The 16,241-nt window shown below is 68.1% G+C and carries 15 protein-coding genes and 2 pseudogenes; 10 read left to right on the plus strand and 7 right to left on the minus strand.

The features are described 5' to 3' along the window. Nucleotides 1-562: 562 nt before the first annotated feature. The 5 genes and pseudogenes from OV287_RS56695 to OV287_RS56095 form a co-directional block, all read left to right on the plus strand. Nucleotides 563-832: pseudogene (locus OV287_RS56695) on the plus strand (tyrosine-type recombinase/integrase); the annotation flags it as partial. Nucleotides 833-885: 53 nt separating this feature from the next. Next, complete coding sequence (locus tag OV287_RS56080; protein ID WP_267542683.1) at nt 886-1,158, plus strand: tyrosine-type recombinase/integrase; 273 nt, start codon at nt 886-888, stop codon at nt 1,156-1,158. Between the two features lie 188 nt (nt 1,159-1,346). After that, the gene (locus tag OV287_RS56085) at nt 1,347-2,117 is read left to right on the plus strand and encodes a hypothetical protein (RefSeq protein ID WP_267542670.1); all 771 of its coding nucleotides are present in this window, start codon (nt 1,347-1,349) and stop codon (nt 2,115-2,117) included. After that, on the plus strand, nt 2,114-3,319 hold the full coding sequence (locus tag OV287_RS56090) for a helix-turn-helix domain-containing protein (RefSeq protein ID WP_267542671.1): 1,206 nt from the start codon (nt 2,114-2,116) through the stop codon (nt 3,317-3,319). Before OV287_RS56085 ends, OV287_RS56090 begins: the two co-directional genes overlap by 4 nt. Nucleotides 3,320-3,498: 179 nt before the next feature. Beyond that, nucleotides 3,499-4,152, plus strand: a complete 654-nt coding sequence (locus OV287_RS56095; protein ID WP_267542672.1) for an SLATT domain-containing protein — start codon at nt 3,499-3,501, stop codon at nt 4,150-4,152. A gap of 331 nt (nt 4,153-4,483) precedes the next feature. On the opposite strand, the gene OV287_RS56100 is transcribed toward OV287_RS56095, so the two are convergent. The 3 genes from OV287_RS56100 to OV287_RS56110 are packed head-to-tail and all read right to left on the minus strand — an operon-like array spanning nt 4,484 to nt 6,303. Beyond that, nucleotides 4,484-5,101: a hypothetical protein gene (locus tag OV287_RS56100; protein WP_267542673.1), complete on the minus strand. Its 618-nt coding sequence runs from the start codon at nt 5,099-5,101 to the stop codon at nt 4,484-4,486. Beyond that, on the minus strand, nt 5,098-5,847 hold the full coding sequence (locus OV287_RS56105; protein WP_267542674.1) for an Imm52 family immunity protein: 750 nt from the start codon (nt 5,845-5,847) through the stop codon (nt 5,098-5,100). Before OV287_RS56105 ends, OV287_RS56100 begins: the two co-directional genes overlap by 4 nt. A gap of 15 nt (nt 5,848-5,862) precedes the next feature. Beyond that, the gene (locus OV287_RS56110) at nt 5,863-6,303 is read right to left on the minus strand and encodes a Tox-REase-5 domain-containing protein (RefSeq protein ID WP_267542675.1); all 441 of its coding nucleotides are present in this window, start codon (nt 6,301-6,303) and stop codon (nt 5,863-5,865) included. A gap of 420 nt (nt 6,304-6,723) precedes the next feature. Here OV287_RS56110 and OV287_RS56115 point away from each other — a divergent pair, with 420 nt between their 5' ends. From OV287_RS56115 to istB, 3 genes are read left to right on the plus strand one after another with little or no spacing between them, the layout of a single operon-like run. Continuing rightward, nucleotides 6,724-7,053, plus strand: coding sequence for a hypothetical protein (locus tag OV287_RS56115; protein ID WP_267542676.1), 330 nt, complete (start codon nt 6,724-6,726; stop codon nt 7,051-7,053). A 9-nt stretch (nt 7,054-7,062) separates the two neighbouring features. Then, nucleotides 7,063-8,577 carry an IS21 family transposase gene (gene istA, locus OV287_RS56120; protein ID WP_267542677.1) on the plus strand — a complete coding sequence of 505 codons (1,515 nt, stop codon included), beginning with the start codon at nt 7,063-7,065 and terminating at the stop codon, nt 8,575-8,577. After that, the gene (gene istB / locus OV287_RS56125) at nt 8,558-9,325 is read left to right on the plus strand and encodes an IS21-like element helper ATPase IstB (RefSeq protein WP_267537744.1); all 768 of its coding nucleotides are present in this window, start codon (nt 8,558-8,560) and stop codon (nt 9,323-9,325) included. The genes istA and istB overlap by 20 nt, the downstream gene beginning before the upstream one ends. On the opposite strand, the gene OV287_RS56130 is transcribed toward istB, so the two are convergent. After that, nucleotides 9,265-10,758, minus strand: coding sequence for a hypothetical protein (locus tag OV287_RS56130; protein ID WP_267542678.1), 1,494 nt, complete (start codon nt 10,756-10,758; stop codon nt 9,265-9,267). The two genes, istB and OV287_RS56130, sit on opposite strands and share 61 nt — an antisense overlap. Before the next feature lie 474 nt (nt 10,759-11,232). Here OV287_RS56130 and OV287_RS56135 point away from each other — a divergent pair, with 474 nt between their 5' ends. Both OV287_RS56135 and OV287_RS56140 read left to right on the plus strand, forming a co-directional pair. After that, entirely contained in the window at nt 11,233-11,409 is a 177-nt protein-coding gene (locus OV287_RS56135) for a DUF3606 domain-containing protein (RefSeq protein ID WP_267542679.1), read from the plus strand. Between the two features lie 153 nt (nt 11,410-11,562). Beyond that, the gene (locus tag OV287_RS56140; protein ID WP_267542680.1) at nt 11,563-12,291 is read left to right on the plus strand and encodes a hypothetical protein; all 729 of its coding nucleotides are present in this window, start codon (nt 11,563-11,565) and stop codon (nt 12,289-12,291) included. Nucleotides 12,292-12,865: 574 nt separating this feature from the next. Here OV287_RS56140 and OV287_RS56145 read toward each other — a convergent pair. The 3 genes and pseudogenes from OV287_RS56145 to OV287_RS56155 form a co-directional block, all read right to left on the minus strand. After that, nucleotides 12,866-13,771, minus strand: a complete 906-nt coding sequence (locus OV287_RS56145) for a DUF2381 family protein (RefSeq protein ID WP_267542681.1) — start codon at nt 13,769-13,771, stop codon at nt 12,866-12,868. Nucleotides 13,772-13,861: 90 nt separating this feature from the next. Beyond that, nucleotides 13,862-15,658 (minus strand): serine/threonine-protein kinase, encoded by a 1,797-nt coding sequence (locus OV287_RS56150; protein WP_267542682.1) that lies wholly within the window; start codon nt 15,656-15,658, stop codon nt 13,862-13,864. A 120-nt stretch (nt 15,659-15,778) separates the two neighbouring features. After that, nucleotides 15,779-16,241, minus strand: a pseudogene (locus tag OV287_RS56155) (hypothetical protein); the annotation flags it as partial.

Below are 16,241 nucleotides of genomic sequence, written 5' to 3' on the forward strand. Positions count from 1 at the left end.
GCGAAAGGCATATCGGGCCCCAGCGGGGCCACTTTGCAAGACGAGTTTGCGGCACAACAGGCGACGCCTATGGCAGTGGCCCAAAAGGTCTGCGTCATCATTGGGGAAGGATCCATAGGGGATTCGGGCTACGTGAGCGTGACTCCCGTTCCTTCGACATGGACCATTGCTACGTGTCAAAGACTTGCCGCCGGCGGGAGACAACGGTGGATGCTGGGATGCTTCTTCGACAACAGCTTTTCATTTGGCGCTGGAGGAGCGTCTAGGCCCAGTCCGAACTGTGGTTGGAAATAGCATCGCAGAGCCGAGTTGCCGCACCGCGCGCTGGTACTCGGCCACCACAGCGGGCACCGACCGGGTGTTGCGTGCACCTGGGGTCTGTCACCAAAGACGATCCGGAGACCTCCTGCTGCCTGCGCCATGGGACGCGCTAGCGCGCGGCTGCCGCCACGCAGCGGGAAGTGCTGCGCTCGTCCCCCTGTTAAGCAGGAGGCGCCAATCGGCACCCGGAGCGAACCATGGCCCAGCACGGTACGGAGGCAAGCACTGCCGCTCGTCCCCCATGGTGGGCCTGGAGCTGCACCGCCTTGCGCCCCTGGAGCAGCCCCTCAGCCGGGCCCTGGACGTGCGGGACAAGCGCCGCTTCCTCCGCACGGTGAAGGAGCATGGCACCCTGCGCGACCAGGCCGTGTGCGAGCTGCTCATCGCCACCGCCATGCGCGAGGACGAGCTCGTCCACGTGAAGCTCGAGGACCTGGAGCTGGGCGAGCGCCGCGGCTGGGTGACGGTGAATGGCAAGGGCTCGCGCCAGCCCACCCTCCCCCTCCACCGCGACGTGCGCCGCATCCTCACCACCTGGCTCGCCGCCCGCCCCGCCCTGGGCGAATACCTCTTCTCCCAGGCCGCTACGGCGACGCGCTCGACACCAGCTCCATCCGCCGCCTCGTGGACAAGTACGAGCGCCTCTCCGGTGTCGCCGGCGTCAGCCCCCACGTCCTGCGCCACACCACCCTCACCGAGCTGGCTCGTCAGAAGAAGCAGGACCTCGCCCTCGTCGCCGCCCTGGCGGGCCACTCGAAGCTCGCCACCACCGCCATCTACGTGCAGCCCAACATGCAGGACCTGGAGGCCGCCGTGGACTCCCTCATGGAGGATTGAACGTCGCCCCACCCTGTCGGAGGCCCCTTTTACTGTCAGTGGGAGGGAACAGTCCGTTTCCCAGCAGACAACAAAGCGACCACCAACTATAATCCTTGCCGAGCAGGCGGCTTCGCTATAATTTTCCCCACGTTTCGGCTCCATTGCTGACACGACAGCGCGGCGCCGGAGAATGGGAGGTCGTACCGATGGCGGGAAGTCGCTGGGAGCAGAAGCCCATTGAGTACATGGCGGCGCACGTGACGGAAGCCTTTTTCAGGGACACGCTCCTGGCGCTCAGGGACGCCAATCGCATTGCGCTTGCGCACTGCCGTGACTTGGCCCCCGAGTGGCGGAAGGGGGCGCTCGCGCACCATCGGCGCGAGTTCTTCAACCAGTACTGGAGCGCGGTGGCCCGCCGCCACGGTGCCAAGGCGCGCCCCGTCCTCAACGGCAACAATGCCACCAGCCACTTGGAGGTGACGACGCACAACATCATCTTCACGCCGGTGGCCGCGCAGTCCCCCGGCGAGTTCCCCCGCGATGCCGACTACCGGAACACCCTCGCCGCCGGTAATCAGCTCGAAATGTTCGCGAAGCTGGGGCTCGAGGAAGAGAAGCCTCCCCCCGGCAGCCTGCTCTATGCCGTGTTCAGCTACTCCAGCGACATGGACGAAGAGACCGGGCTGCCGTTGTTCGCCCTGGTGGGCTTCCCGCACAAGCGGAAGAAGAGGTACGTCGCCACTCGCTCACTCTTCTCCTTGATCATCGAGCTGGGCAACGCCTCGGACGCCGCACAGAAACTGTCGCAGCCTCCCGACACGAGCGCGCCGCAGTCGCCGTTCGCCGCACCGCCGCCGCAAGAGACCGAACGCAAGCCGGAGCACACCGAGTACAAGGAGGAGCGCACCGACGAGGACGACCCGCCGCTGCGCCTCATCCCCAAGGACAAGAAGGATAAGGATTCAGAAAAAGAATGATTCTCGGTACCCCAGGCTTCATTGGCTCCCGCTTGGTTGAGGCTCGCCTTGAGCGCAGCGTCTCTGTACGTGCGCTTGTTGAGCGCGTGGGGGTCAGTGCGCCTGCCATCTACAGCTGGGAGAACGGCAACTCCAACCCGAAGCCCGAGCTCCTATGCAAGCTGTGCGAGGCACTCGACGTGCCTGAGCACTACTTCCTCATGCCCGTGGAGCAGGAGCCTGGCAGCGCAGTTTTCTACAGAGCTCAGCGCTCTACGTCCGTCGCCGCATGCAACGCGGCGGAGGCGAAACTCAGCTGGCTCCACCGCCTCGGCACCGTCGTTGGTCAGAACATCAGCCTCCCGCCGATGAATCTGCCCACGTTTTCTATCCCGAGCGACCCGCTTGCCCTCTCCGATGCGGAGGTGGAGGACTTGGCCGTCCAGACGCGCCGCCATTGGGGCCTGGGACTGGGCCCTATCAGCAACATCGTAGCGCTGCTCGAGAAGCACGGCGTGCTGCTTGCGCGCGCCCAAGTGGATGCGGAAGCGCTCGACGGCCTCTCGCGCTACTTCCCGGACCACGCGGCCGGCCTGCTGTCCGCCAACAAGGAATCTGGCCCACGCTCGCGCTTCGATGCTGCCCACGAGCTCGGGCACCTGGTGCTGCACCGGGATGTGGACCAGTCGCGCCTCAACAAGCCGGGCGAGTGGCGCGCCTTCGAGAACCAAGCGCACCGTTTCGCGGCCGCGTTTCTCTTCCCTCCCGAGGCCTTCCGTAGCGAGGTGAAGAGCTTCTCCTTGGACGGCTTCTTCGATGTGAAGATGCGATGGAAGGTGTCGGTCCGCATGATGATGATGCAGGCGCGGCGACTCGGCTTTCTCAGCGAGGAGGGCGTGACCCGCCTCCACATCAACTACGCGCGTCGGGGCTACAAGCGTAACGAACCGCTCGACGAGCAGCTCCCGCCGGAACAGCCCCGCTTGCTGCGGCGCGCCCTTGAGCTTTGGGTCGCAGAGCGAGGCCACGAGGAGGTCTGTGCACACCTTCCATTCGCCGTCCGCGACGTCGTGACGCTTGCGGGCGTCCCTCGCGGGCTCCTGACCGGGGAGACAGCCCAAGTCCTCAAGTTCGTACCCGCCCCTGCCGCTGACGAGGAAGGCCCAAGTCGCCAGGACCTGCCCGATGGTGGCGCGTCGGTGACGCCTCTTCGGCCGCGCTGAGCCGCATTACCGGAGCAAGCAGTTTGCTCCGTCTACACGCCCCTCGCGTCCGTCCGCCACGGCCATCTACGTGCAGCCCAACATGCAGGCACTGGAGGCCGCCGTGGACTCCCTAGAATGCAGCAGATGAAGCTGCTCCCCTTCGCCGAGTCGCGCACCATCTTCGGGAATTACACGCCATGAGCACATCGCCGCCTGCTGCCCTGCCACCCATTACCGCCCTGCTGGACGTCGTGCGCGACGAGTTCGGCCGCGTTGCCTACAGCCACAAAACCCACGAGAAAATGGCGGACCGTCTGAACTCGCGGGTCCTGTGGGAGAAGCGCATCAACGCCGCGCTCCTGGCACTGACGACGGGTAACACCATCACCGTACTCGTGACGGAGGCGCGCTGGGCGGAGATTACGACCGTCGTTCTCGCGGGGCTCTCACTCTACGTCACCGTCTACGGCTACAGCCGCAATCGAGACCGCCTGGTTGACCAGCACCGCCAGGCTGCCCTGAGCCTGCGTTTCCTGCGCGACAAGTACATCCACCTCATCGCCGACCTCATGGCTGGGTCCATTAGCGAGGAGCAAGGGCGCCGCCGCCGGGATGAGCTCGCACAACAGGTCAACCAGGCCTACTCCTCCGCTCCACCCACAGATTCGCCGGCCTACGGAGCAGCCCAGACGGCTCTCAAAACGAACGAGGAGCTGACGTTCTCGGTGCAGGAGATCAACGTGATGCTGCCCCCCGCTCTCCGGATCCTACCGCCGCCAGCTGCTCCTCCTCCGGCAGGCGCACCACCGCCGGCTGCTCCTCCTCCTCCAGGCGCGCCCCCATCTACCTGAACACGCCCTACCACTGAGGGCCCGCGAACCCTAACCGCACCGCCCGCCCCAGCAGGCCCGATGAGCTTGCAGTGGGGGCACCAGGCTCCTACTCTTCTCTCGTCGTCGTCCCCCGCCAGGGGGTCCACCGGAAGGTTCGGTTGTAGCTGCTACTTCCCCATTCCTGGGGTCCACCAAAGCAACCGAGGCCGCGTTGTCCTCCCCGTTCGCGCGGGGATCCACCGCCTAACCGCACTGCGACGACAGCCCCCGGCTCCGAGGTCTCCTCGGGCCGGGGTTTTTCTTTCTCACCGCCCAGAGCCCGCCCCTCGTCGCTCATCAGCGGCACCCCTCACCGCACGATGAAGTCGAAGCGTTCCACTGCCTCCCTGAACGCCTCGAGCGTAGCCCCCGAGCGCTTCGCCTCCGCCGGAGCGTAGATGGTCACCGCGGCCGTGTCCTCCCGCTCCCTGTTCACCCCCTCAAGGATGACCGGGAAGAAATCACCCGGCCAGGGCACGCTCACCAGCTCCGGTCCGTGCTTGAGCGGCTCCAAGATGGTGAAGCACGGCCACGTCGGGACTCGAATGGTCTTCATGTCGCAGCCGTGAAAGCTGCACTGGTCGAGCCGGGCCTCGGCGAAGTCGCAGTTCTCAATTCCTCCGTGCTCCCACCACCTGTCCACGCCGACTCGCTGACCAAACCCAACCCCCGAAAACCTGCCCTCGAATCGGCAGCCCTCGAACCGCATGGAGGTGAACCACCGGTTCACGATCTCCCGCTTCGCAATGATGGTGCAGTCGATGAATCGTCCCCACATCGGGACGAGCTGCCTGCCTCCAACACCAAGGACCACCGTGCAGCCACGAAAAGTGACGTTCGGCCCCAGCCAGTACATGGCCTCCTTGCCGGTGAGCTCCAGCCGCTCGTCCTCTAGCTCTCGGTCCTCGTAGTGGATGCTGGAGGTCACGCGGGCGCGTCTCCGGCCTTCTGCTTATAGCCTGGCTGAACCATCAACCTGAACAGCCCCTGCTCCTCGAGGACCGTCTGCGCCCGCCATGCGAGCGCCACGTGTTCCGGATTGCTTGGGGTGAGGCGCTCGGGGGTGAGCGTGATCAGCGTCCCCTTGTCACCCAGGGGCTCGCCTCGCACCGGCGCCGCCAGCAGCGGCACCTCGCCCCGCTCCCGCGAGAAGTACGTCATCCATCCCACGAAGCAACCGAGCCGACTGCCTCCCGAGAGCTCGTCCCAAAGCCCGTCCGCAGTCGCCACGGCCCACTCAGGGTCCCACGCCACCGCCACGGCGCGCATCGCGCCGGCGACAACGGGAGCCGTGAGCACGTGCTCCTCGCCCAGTGCCTCCCTGGGCAAGAAGAGCCACAGGTTGTTGGGTGCCACCTCCCCCTTCGAGCCGCACCTGAGCATGACCATGGCGCCCTGGTCGTCTGCCTCGCGGCCAGTCCATGCGCCGAACCTGAAGCCGTCCTTCCCGCTCTGGTACTTTTCCCGGCCGAAGAACCTAAGGAATGTTTCGCGGGTGGGCTCAAAGCCGAGCTGCAGCGCCGTCTGGTCCGAACTGCTCTTCTCGTACCACCGGGCGAAAGCGGGGTGGCACTCGGCGAGGAGCCGGAAGAACAGCTCCGCCCGGTCCGCGCACTGCTCAGCCGACTCCGGCCTGTGGCCCCAGTAGGCCTTTATTCCGTACGTCTCGCTCATGCGTCGTGGCCCTCACTACAGGGGCTGCGTGTAAACAACCTCTATGGCTTGGAGGCCGCTGGCGTCGAAGTGCTTCCGAAGCACCGCCACCATCCGCGGCTCCGCAACGTGCCAGCGGATCGGAACTCCCCCTGCCACTCGGAGCTGCCGTTCCGCCTGGTCAACCAAGCTCTCCAGGCCTTCGTACTTGAATCTAGGGTTGAGATCCTTGTCGAACCACTTCTGGTACTCGCGCGCCTTGCCCTCGAGCAGGGTGCCCGTCCTCGGATCGTACCCGTCGAAATTGACGCATTCCCCGTCCCGGCACACCTTGTAGGCCCACCGCCGGGGAGCCCCTGTTATCTGGGCTTGGTAGTCCCTCGCCTGCTCGGACATGCTGGAATTGTCCGCCACCCACTGCCCGGGCCCGCCGACCGGAGGCCACCCGCCACCGCCCTGGGCGCTCGTGGTGGCCATGTGCAGATGTTGATGGTCACCAGGAAGCGCAGGTTCCTGGTCATGGGTCGCCGGGAGTTGCCTGACTTCAAGACCACTCCCTGAGATGGGTGTGGCCGAGAAGTTGAGGGGGGGAGAGTGCGCCGGTGGAGTCCACGGTCGCGCGCGTCCTGAAAAGACGGAAGGCCCACCAGTAGCGGCTGGAGGGCCCTCCTTGGAGGCGCGCCCTGGTGTGCGAGAGGGGCGAGCCGGTGAGGAAGAGGTAGCGCACTCCGGGGCGCGGCGCCAGAAGCCGGCGCGCGCAGGAGTGTCGTGGAGGCGCTGCGCTTCGTGGTGTGCGGCCGGCCCGAGTGTCGGCAGGTGTTCTTCCTCTGCTCTGCGTGCGACCGTGGCCAGCGCTACTGCGGGCCGCCGTGCAGTCGAAGGGCGCGGGCGGAGTCAATGCGCGCGGCTGGTGCGCGCTACCAGCGCACCCGAGACGGACGGCACGCGCATGCCGCGCGGCAGGCGGCCTGGCGGGAGCGGCGGCGACAGAAAGTGACGCATCAGTCTCCCGCCGCTGCGGCACAGACGGCGAGTGTGCCTGTCGCGCCGGCCCCGGCCGCCACGCAGGTGGCCGCGGAGCCGAGCGCAGCGAGGCCACTGCCGCATGCACCGCCGCCATCCATCCCCGCCTGCACCTGGTGCGGGCGTCAGAGTCCCTTCCTGCGCCACACCACCCTTGCGCGCACCCACGTGGGCCGGCGCTTCAGGGCTGCCCGTCCGCCGTGAGGTGGGCCCATGATTTCCCCCGAGCTCGCCGCCCGCATCCGCCGGCTGCACTTCGCCGAGCACTGGAAGGTGGGCACCATCTGCTCCGAGCTGGGCGTGCACCACGACACCGTGCGGCGCGCCCTGGCGCTCGAGCGCGTCACCGGCTCGGGGGTGAAGTCCGTCAGGCCCACGCTGCTGGATGCCTACAAGGACTTCATCCAAGCCACCCTGGAGGCTCATCCACGCCTCACCGCCATGCGCCTCTTCCACATGGTGAAGGCGCGCGGCTATGTGGGTGGCCCGCTCCAGGTGCGCCGCTACGTGCGCACGGTGCGCCCCACCTCTCGCGCCGAGGCCTTCCTGCGCCGCAGCACGCTTGCGGGCGAGGAGGCCCAGGTGGATTGGGGGCACTTCGGCACGCTGCCCGTGGGTAACACGCGCCGCCCTCTGTGCTGCTTCGTCATGGTGCTGGGCCACAGCCGCGCCCTCTATGCGCGCTTCTTCCTCGACATGACGCTGGAGAGCTTCCTCAAGGGCCACGTGCTGGCCTTCCAGGCGCTGGGGGGCGTGCCGCGCGCGCTGCTGTACGACAACTTGAAGTCCGTGGTGCTCGAGCGCGCCGGCGACGCCATCCGCCTCCACCCGCGCCTGCTGGAATTGGCCGGCCACTACCACTTCGCACCCAAGCCCTGCGCCCCCTACCGCGGCAACGAGAAGGGCAAGGTGGAGCGCACCATCCGCTACCTGCGCGACTCCTTCTTCGCCGCGCGCACCTTCAGCGGCGTGGATGACCTCAACTCTCAAGCGGCGCGGTGGGCGGCCGAGGTGGCCCACGCGCGCCAATTGCCCGGCGACGTCACCGGGCGCACCGTCGCCACGGCCCTCGAGGAGGAACGCCCGCGGCTGCTGCCCCTGCCCGCACACCCGTTTCCCACGGACGTGGTGCGCCCCGTCGCCTCCGGCAAGACGCCCTACGTGCGCTTCGACTCCAACGACTACTCCATTCCACACACCCTGGTGAAGAAGCCCCTCACCCTCGTGGCCTCCGAGACACGCGTGCGCGTGCTGGACGGCTCCCAGGAGGTGGCCTCCCACCCGCGCTGCTTCGAGAAGGGCCGCACCCTGGAGCAGCCCGGCCACCTCGCCGCCCTCGCCGACGCCAAGGCCCGCGCGCACGAGCTGCGCGGCCGGGACTTGCTGCGCGCCTCCTGCCAGCAGGCGGAGGGCTTCCTCGCTGCCCTCGCTCAGCGCGATGTCTCGCTGTCACACCACACGGCGCAGTTGCTGAAGTTACTGGAGCTCCACGGCGCACGTGCCCTGGATGAGGCCCTCGCCGAGGCCCTGCGCAAGGGGGCGGTGAGCGCCCCCGCCGTGGCCCACCTCCTGGAGCAGCGCGCTCGCCGCCAGCGTCAGCCTCCACCACTCACCGTGGTGCTGCCGGATGACCCGCGCATCGCCGCCTCCCGCACCCGCCCCCACTCCCTCGCCGACTATGACCGCCTCCTTAACAAGGACTCCGCCGATGACGACTCCACTCGCTGACCGCCTGGCCTCCCTCGGGCTGCACGCCACCTCCCAGGGCCTCGCGGACCTCATCGCCCGCGCCACCAAGGCCAGGTGGGGCGCTACCGAGATGCTGGAGCACCTGGCCGACGAGGAGCAGAAGGAACGCGGCCGCAGAAGTCTCGAGCGGCGCCTGTCTCGCAGCCGCCTTGGCCGCTTCAAGCCCATGGCGGACTACGACTGGGGATGGCCCAAGAAGATTGACCGCGAGGCCGTCGAGTCCGCCTTGCGCCTGGATTTCCTGGAGCGCGCGCGCAACGTCGTAATAGTGGCCCCTCAGGGACTGGGCAAGACGATGATCGCGCAGAACATCGCCCACCAGGCCGTCCTCAAGGGGCACTCCGCTCTCTTCGTCACCGCCTCCCAGTTGCTGCTCGACCTGGGTGCCCAGGACACCAGCCGCGCATTGGACCGCCGCCTGCGCCACTACACCAGCCGCACCAGCCTGCTCGTCATCGACGAGATGGGCTACCTCGCCTACGACGCGCGCAACGCGGACCTCCTCTTTCAAGTCGTGGCGCGCAGGTATGAACAACGCTCATTGGTGATGACCACGAATCTGGCGTTTTCGGACTGGCCGACCATTTTTCCCAACGCCGCGTGCGCCACCGCGCTGATTGACCGCGTCATCCACCACGCGGACGTCCTCGCTATCGAAGGCGAGAGCTACCGCCGCCGCGAGGCCGAGGAGGCCGCGACGACCAGGAAGGCGAAGTCCAAGCGCTGAGCCTCTCCTCGGACCGGGATGCCGGACCCCCGGCACACCTCCGGCTTCCCGGTCCAAATTTCCGCGCTTCCTCGTGAACGCCAACACAGAACGTAGGTGGCACTCAACGCCGGCGCCGCCGCGGTGGCGATACTCCCAACGGGGACGGCCACCAGGCGCACCGCCAGTAGCCCGTCACCCGTGAGCGACAGCAGGGGCACCGTGAGGCTCCCCAGCTTCCCGCCCCAGGCGGCCGCCTTCGCAGCTCCCGCGCCCGCCGTGCCCACCGTCAGCACCGCGCCCGTAGCTAGCCGCGACACGGTGCGCACCTTCTCCGCGTAGGGCTTGTGCCGAAACTCGTCCCAGAGTTGCGGCGAGTTCTCGTAGAGCTGCCTCACCGCGCCCGGCAGCTGCGCGAGTCCCTCCAGCGTCTCGCCCGTGTAGAACACAAGCCGGTAGAGGCCTTCCACCATGTCCACCACAGCGAGCACCGCACCCTCTGCCACCGCCAGCGCCGGGTTGTCATCGGGCTCGTACAAGCCCGCCGGCCGCGCGCCTTTCGGAACCTCGAGCCGCTGGTCCACCGGAAAGAGGCGCGCGCCCTCGATGGCATAGAAAGGCCCTACCTCGAAGCGCCCCGCCCGGAGCGTGCCGTCCTCCGCGAGCACCACCTGTCCGGCCTTCTGGACCGCGATCCCTGTTGTGGCTCTCACGAGGTATCCGTCCGGCCGAAGCACGAGCAACCGCGAGAAGCGCCGCATTCGGGCGTGGAGCTCGTCCCGCGTCACAACCTCGCCACCGGCAGCAACCTCGAGGAGAAGGTGCGCCGCCATCCTCCGGAGCCCGAAGTTGCCCAGCGTCAGCGGCGTGGAGAGAAGATGGGGCACCAGCTCCATCGCCTGCTGAGGCCCGAGCGTGCGTCCGTCTGTCGGCAGCGCCGTGCTGGGTATGCCCGCCTGCGCGAGGAAGCCCTGGAAGTAGTCGAGCGTCATGGGCACCGCGAAGGGCCGTCCATCGCCTACTCCGTCGGGCCACCCGACGCCCTTCCCCTCCAGGTCCTCGTCGGCCTCGTCACTAGCGCGCTGCGCCCGATGGCGCCCCTGCCTAGGCGCCGCGCCGTCTTCTGCTGCCAACACTGCCTCCGGGCCACCGGTCTCGGCGTCTGCTCCGCCCACGTCCTCCTCGGCCGCGCTCGACTCTGTCGCGGCCGCAGCCCGTGCATCGCCCGCCAGCGCCTCCGGCTTGGGATGTACCCGCTGCACACGCCAGCGCTGCCGCACGCCCCCCAGGTTCCCTCCCATCGGATAGCCCGTCGCGCAGGCCGCCTGCAGCCCGAGAACCACCAGCACCCAGGCACGCGCGACAAGCCCGGGCCTGCCGCGCGCACTCCGCCGGGCCTCGAGCTGCGTTCCGCCGCCCTCCCCCACCGCCGGACTCGGGTGCTTCTCCGCCATGGTGCGCGCCTCCCCCTGAATGTCCTGGAGGATAGGATACGGGACGGCCAACCCTACAGGGGGGGCGCCTGGATCGCACCCGGAGTCCAGGTGGGGCCCGACGCCACCGATGTACGGGCTGTGCTCGCGCTCTCGCTGTCGAGCCGTGTGTCGGGCCCTAAGCCCCCATGGCAACAACTGCGTCCCGCACCGCGGGACTCGGGTGCTTCTTAAAGATGGCGTTGGCCGTTCCTCGAGGAGGAATCAGCCCTAGAAGGGCACTATGTCGGACGAACAACCCCACAGGGGCGACGGGCCCGCAAATGCCTGGATTATCAGCCTCTTCTGCTGTGCGCGCGGTCGGCGTGAGCCGAAAACGGCCTACCTGCTGGGGCGGTTTTTCCACCCAACGCAAAAAGTGATTAATGACACGTGCGCGCCGCGCCGGACGTGCATATTACCTAGCTGAACGCAGGTTCACTGGAGGGCAGCACAATGTCGGACGATCTGAAGAAGAAGGGCCCCGCGGACAAGTCGCGCATCAACGTCAACGAGTCCTGGGAGGTGGAGTGGTGGTGCAAGGAGCTCGGCTGCACCGAGAAGCAGCTGCGCGCGGCCGTCGAGGCCGTGGGCGTGATGGTGAAGGACGTGAGGAAGCACCTGGGCAAGTAGTACCGCGCCCCCTCCGGGCCTGGGGCGGCCCCCTCCTGGCGCCCCATGTCCGGACCTCACTCGAAGGTGACGTCCTCGCGGACGCACTCGCGGCGCTGACCTGCTCGGAGAGCCGGACAGCCAGCGCCTCACCACGTGGAAGGAGAACTCAAGATGGCTCGTATTGACCCCGACAACCAGGAGACCTGGCCCCCCGAGGTGGCTGAATTCGTGCGTCGCGCGGCTGGCGCCGTCAGAGGCACGGTGCGGCACACCTCTGACCTCTATGCTCATGAGGGCGAGGAGAGATTCCTGCAGGTGCTCCGCGGCTCGACCATTCGCGCGTATCACTGCACGCGCCTCCTCGAGCACGAGCTCGCCGGCATCCGAGCACACGGACTCAGACGCCTCACGGCCGAGTTGGTGCGGGAGCGAATCGACAAGGCGCTCGCGTGCAAGGCCATCACTCCGGCGGAGGCCGAGCAGTTCCGCAAAGGCCACGCCTTCGCCCTCGGCGAAGAAAGAGACCGAGAGGGGAGGGTATGTCTCTTCTCAAACCGGCAGACGATGGACGAGGCCCACTCCGTGGAGGACCTGCTCGGCATCTGGGGCGGCGAGGCCATTTACTCCCACGTCGGCACCGAGTGGGAGCCCCGGCTCAAAAAGCTCGGACGGCCGGCGGTGGTCGCGGTGGACCTGGACGTAAATCAACCGCCGCAGGGGGATAAGGAGCACTACGTCGCCCCGGGCGTGCTCGCGGGCTTCATCGGCGTGGAGCTGGGACTTGAGGACCCGGGGTTCGAGATTCACTTCATGGGGGACATTCCGGCCACCCAAGTCGCGGATATATGGACTCCGGGGCACCCCGAGTACGACCGCCACCGAGACCTTCCGCGGCGGTGAGCCGAGCTGCCTTACTTGGAGACGAGTTCTCAGCCGCTCCATTTGAGCTTGAGGGGAACGAGACGGGAGCGCCCCGCAGGGACCATGAAATCCCCACCGCCCACCCCACGACCCGTCCCCCCCAAGCCCGCAGCGCTTCAGCTCAGTTGCACACTGGCCGCCACTGGTAGCCGCCGCCCGAACACCACGCTGAGCACTGCGACGGGCTCATGCTACCGGAGCAGCACAACGGCTCGGGATATACGTCGCCAGGGTTTACGTAGCCGTAGCATCCGCACGCCTTCGCAGGCGTTCCCGACGCCTTGCACGACGGCTCCGCCGGCGGTGTCGACGGGGAAGCACACACGCAGGCGCCCCAGCTCTGGCCTCCAGGATTGCAACTCTGGGCGCCTGACGAACTAATGCTTCCGGGGCACGTGCACGATTGTGTCTCGCCCGGGACGCACTCGGGGCACCCGGAGGTAAACAACAGCACGAGCAACAACGCAGCGAGAGTAAACGGTGAGTAGCGCATGGCCAGCAACCTACTCTTAGCCGCTGAGGTTCCAAGAAAAACCGCCCCTCTCACGCACCGTCACTTGAAGGTGACGTTCTCGAGCACCAGCTCCCGGCCGCGTCCGCGCAGTTTCAGCGTATACGCCCCCGGAACCGCACGGGCCGTCGGCTCGCTCACCACGTAGAAGGGCACTGCGTCCCCGGGGGCGATGACAACCGGAGTCAGCGTCCGCACCCGCGCGAGCGCCTCCCCCGAGCTGGACACCAGCATCGCCTCCTCAATCTCCCATCCCTCAGAAGCCCGGTTTTGCACTTGGATTCGGACGGCCACCTCGGGCCTCCCGCCGTTCCGCGCAATGAGGAGCGTTCGGAGGAGCCCGTGAACCCCGCCGTCGAAGCCGGGCCTCACCACGTAGTCTCTCGCCGTACTCCACGCGAGCGAGTCCACTTGTTGCCGCTCCTGGGCGAGCAGCTCCGGCAGCACGCCCGCGGGCCCGTCTGCAGTCGGCGTGGCCCCTCGGCTCTCACACTGCGCACGGCGCCGCGTCAGGTCCTCTACCTCCTCGCGCAGAGAGGCGGCCGTCCGCGGCAGGCGCTCCACCTTCGCGACTCGCTTGTTGGAATCAGCCACGACTACCAGGGGGAATGTGGCGCTCGCTGGCTCGAAGCCATCACCGAAGTAGACGGTGACCCGTCTCGCCACCCCCACTGCCGCGCCGGCCGCCACGTCCACCAGCAGCTTCGTGCCGCCGACGCCGGTGAAGGGCTCAACGTCACCGCCCTCTACCACCGTGCGCTCGAAGACGATTGCACTCTCGAATTCAAGCACCGTCCTGCCGCCGGCACCGACGCACACCGGGGCCACCTCCACGCCCACCTTGACCTCGACGGAGCCCCCGTCCCCCACGCACTCGCCAGCGCCCAGCTCGGCTCCCCGGGCCTGCCCCGCCAGCGCCAGCAGCACAACAGAAACGGTCGGCTTCACCACGGCATCGGCTCCAAGTGCAGCACCTCACTCGGAGCTTTAGCACACCCGCACGCAGCTCCTCACCCAGGCTGTCCAGCGCAGCGCCGGCTAGGGATACACGCGGTCAGAAAGCTCGCACCCCTCGTAGAGGCGCGTCGTCGCCGCCATCTCCAGGTACTTCGGCACCGTGCTCCCCTCCTTCAGCGGCGCGATCGTGCACAGGCACACCGGCCCCTTCTTCCCGCCGGGAATCGTCGCGTAGGTGAGACGGATGAACGCCGCCGGTTGCCCCTGATAGCCGCCGAACACCACCTGGCCCGAGTAGACCGTGTGCGGCCTGTCCGCGAGCTGCGAGGTAAACGTGAGCTTCTGCCCGTCCCGCACCTCCGTCACGCCATCCATATCCCGGTAGTTACTTCCGGGGATCACAGGGAAGCTGCTGTGCGCCAGCGGATTAAGGTCGAGGTTGTCCCTCATCCAATCCGCTGACCCCGCCGGGCACGCCATCCCCTCTGGCTCCTTCCGCAGGTCGGGGCCGCCGACGCACCCAGTCTCACCCGCGAGCAGCATGGCCCACGTGCACACCACCGCAGCCTTGCCCGCGCTCCGCTTCTTCGTCTCCATTGCTGCCGTCTCCTGTCCCTTCGAGTTGTCCAGGGCCCGGGCCGCCACCTGCACCACCGTGGCGGCCGCCGTCTCCTGCCGAGCTGGAGCCACCTGGCCCGCGTCCAGCGCCTCCCCCCGTGTGCTCGCTGAAACTCCCGCGTCTGTCTCTGCCAGCGCGGCCGGAGCTCGCGCAGCCACCGCCGCCGGTGCCTCCTGCGCGCCACCTCGGCTCCCCGCCCATGTGACGCCGACGAGGCCAGCCACCACCAGCGCGCTCGCCGCCGCCCTCCTGCCCCACCGCCTCGGCAGCCCCTGTGCCACCCTGCCCTTCGCGCGTCGCGCGGGCCTCCCCTCCTCCACCGTGGGCTCCTCGAGGAGGGCCACGTCCCAGTCCGAGCCCCCGGCCGAGAGCAGCCCCTCGAGCACGCGCACCAGCTCCGCGCTCGCGTAGCGCCGCTCGGCCTCCTTCTCCAGCAGCCGCGCGCACACCTCACTCAGCGCGAGCGGCACCCGGGGGTTGAGCAGGTGCGGCGCCACCGCCGGGCGACTGATGACGGCCGCCTCCTCCTTCGTGTCCGGCGCGAAGGGCCGCGCTCCGGTGAGGAGCCTGTAGAGAACGACGCCCAGGGCGTAGAGGTCATCGCCGGGCCCGCCGCGGTAGTGCGCCTTGTCCGAGCCCTCGTGCTCCTGGGCGAAGCGCAGGGCCTCGGGGCTCACGTAGCCCATGGTGCCAGGCGGCAGCACGCCTCGGGTGACGGTGACTGCCTCCTCGTAAGTGCCGGCGCCGAAGTCCACCAGCACGGCCTCACCGTCCCGGGCCCGGACGACGACGTTGGCCTCCTTCACGTCCCGGTGCACCACGCCCTCGGCGTGCGCCACCGCGAGGCCCCGGGCCACCTCAAGCACTCGCCGAGCCACCTCTCGCGCGCTCAGGTTGCGAGTCCTGGCGTACCTGTCCAGCCGCTCGCCCTCGACAAAGCCCATCTGCAACCAGAGGAACTCCGGCGCCTCCTCCGGGTAGAGGCCCATGGCCACCACCTGGACGAGGTTGCGGTGGCGCAGCTTGAGAAGGATGGCGAACTCCCGCAGCACCCTGTCCACGTCGGCATCGAGGGGGATGAACTTCAGGGCGTACGCCGCACCGCCCGGGCGTCGCGCCCGGTACACCGTGGCGAAGCCACCGACGCCCACCAGTTCCTCCACCGCCAACCCACTCACCACCTCGCCGGCGGAGAGCTGGGGCTGTGCCCTCTCGTCCATGCCGTCAACGCTACCACCAGACACGCTGGGTTTGCTCACGTGCACCCTACCTCTCGGAAAACAAAAGGCCGGTGGCGTCTTCCGCCACCGGCCTCCTGCCTGACGCCCCGCCTTGCTGGCCGAGGCCGACTCTTGGTTACGGGCTCCTCCAAAGCACCGCTACCGCGAGCCTGCCTCGGCCAGCGCCCCCATCCGCTCCGCCCACCCCTCCGTCCACTCCGCCTGCCTCCAGCCAGCCCCTCCATCCCGGCCGTAGAGGTAGCCCACGGTGTACCCCTGGGCCTTCCCCAACCCGCCCACCACCTCGACCTTCCCCACCCACTCCGCCACCTCACCCGTGAGGGCCCAGCTCATGAAGCCCTCCGGTGTCAGTACCGCCAGCTTCTCGTACCGCTGGAGCCGGCGGGTCATCTCCTCGCGCGTCACAGACTCGCCCATGGTGAGCACCTCCATGAGCAGCACCTCGGCCACGCGCCGCGGTGCGTACGTCGTCATCGTCGGTGACTTGAGCTTCAACTCCGCCAGGAGCCGCTGCGCCTCCGCCGGCGTCACGTCTGCTACGGGCAGCTCCTGGGCTTCAACGCCACTGCCGAGCAGCAGCAGGTTGAAGTCGTCCAGGCCC

Origin of the sequence: Archangium lansingense (genome assembly GCF_026626635.1) — a bacterium.
GTDB lineage: Bacteria > Myxococcota > Myxococcia > Myxococcales > Myxococcaceae > Archangium > Archangium lansingense.

Excerpts from the sequence above, each read along its gene's own strand:
- OV287_RS56095 (WP_267542672.1), top strand. The coding sequence starts at position 3,499 with ATGAGCACATCGCCGCCTGCTGCCCTGCCACCCATTACCGCCCTGCTG.
- OV287_RS56130 (WP_267542678.1), bottom strand. The coding sequence starts at position 10,758 with ATGGCGGAGAAGCACCCGAGTCCGGCGGTGGGGGAGGGCGGCGGAACG.
- OV287_RS56085 (WP_267542670.1), top strand. The coding sequence starts at position 1,347 with ATGGCGGGAAGTCGCTGGGAGCAGAAGCCCATTGAGTACATGGCGGCG.
- istB (WP_267537744.1), top strand. The coding sequence starts at position 8,558 with ATGACGACTCCACTCGCTGACCGCCTGGCCTCCCTCGGGCTGCACGCC.
- istA (WP_267542677.1), top strand. The coding sequence starts at position 7,063 with ATGATTTCCCCCGAGCTCGCCGCCCGCATCCGCCGGCTGCACTTCGCC.
- OV287_RS56140 (WP_267542680.1), top strand. The coding sequence starts at position 11,563 with ATGGCTCGTATTGACCCCGACAACCAGGAGACCTGGCCCCCCGAGGTG.
- OV287_RS56110 (WP_267542675.1), bottom strand. The coding sequence starts at position 6,303 with ATGGCCACCACGAGCGCCCAGGGCGGTGGCGGGTGGCCTCCGGTCGGC.
- OV287_RS56115 (WP_267542676.1), top strand. The coding sequence starts at position 6,724 with ATGCGCGCGGCTGGTGCGCGCTACCAGCGCACCCGAGACGGACGGCAC.
- OV287_RS56135 (WP_267542679.1), top strand. The coding sequence starts at position 11,233 with ATGTCGGACGATCTGAAGAAGAAGGGCCCCGCGGACAAGTCGCGCATC.
- OV287_RS56105 (WP_267542674.1), bottom strand. The coding sequence starts at position 5,847 with ATGAGCGAGACGTACGGAATAAAGGCCTACTGGGGCCACAGGCCGGAG.
- OV287_RS56090 (WP_267542671.1), top strand. The coding sequence starts at position 2,114 with ATGATTCTCGGTACCCCAGGCTTCATTGGCTCCCGCTTGGTTGAGGCT.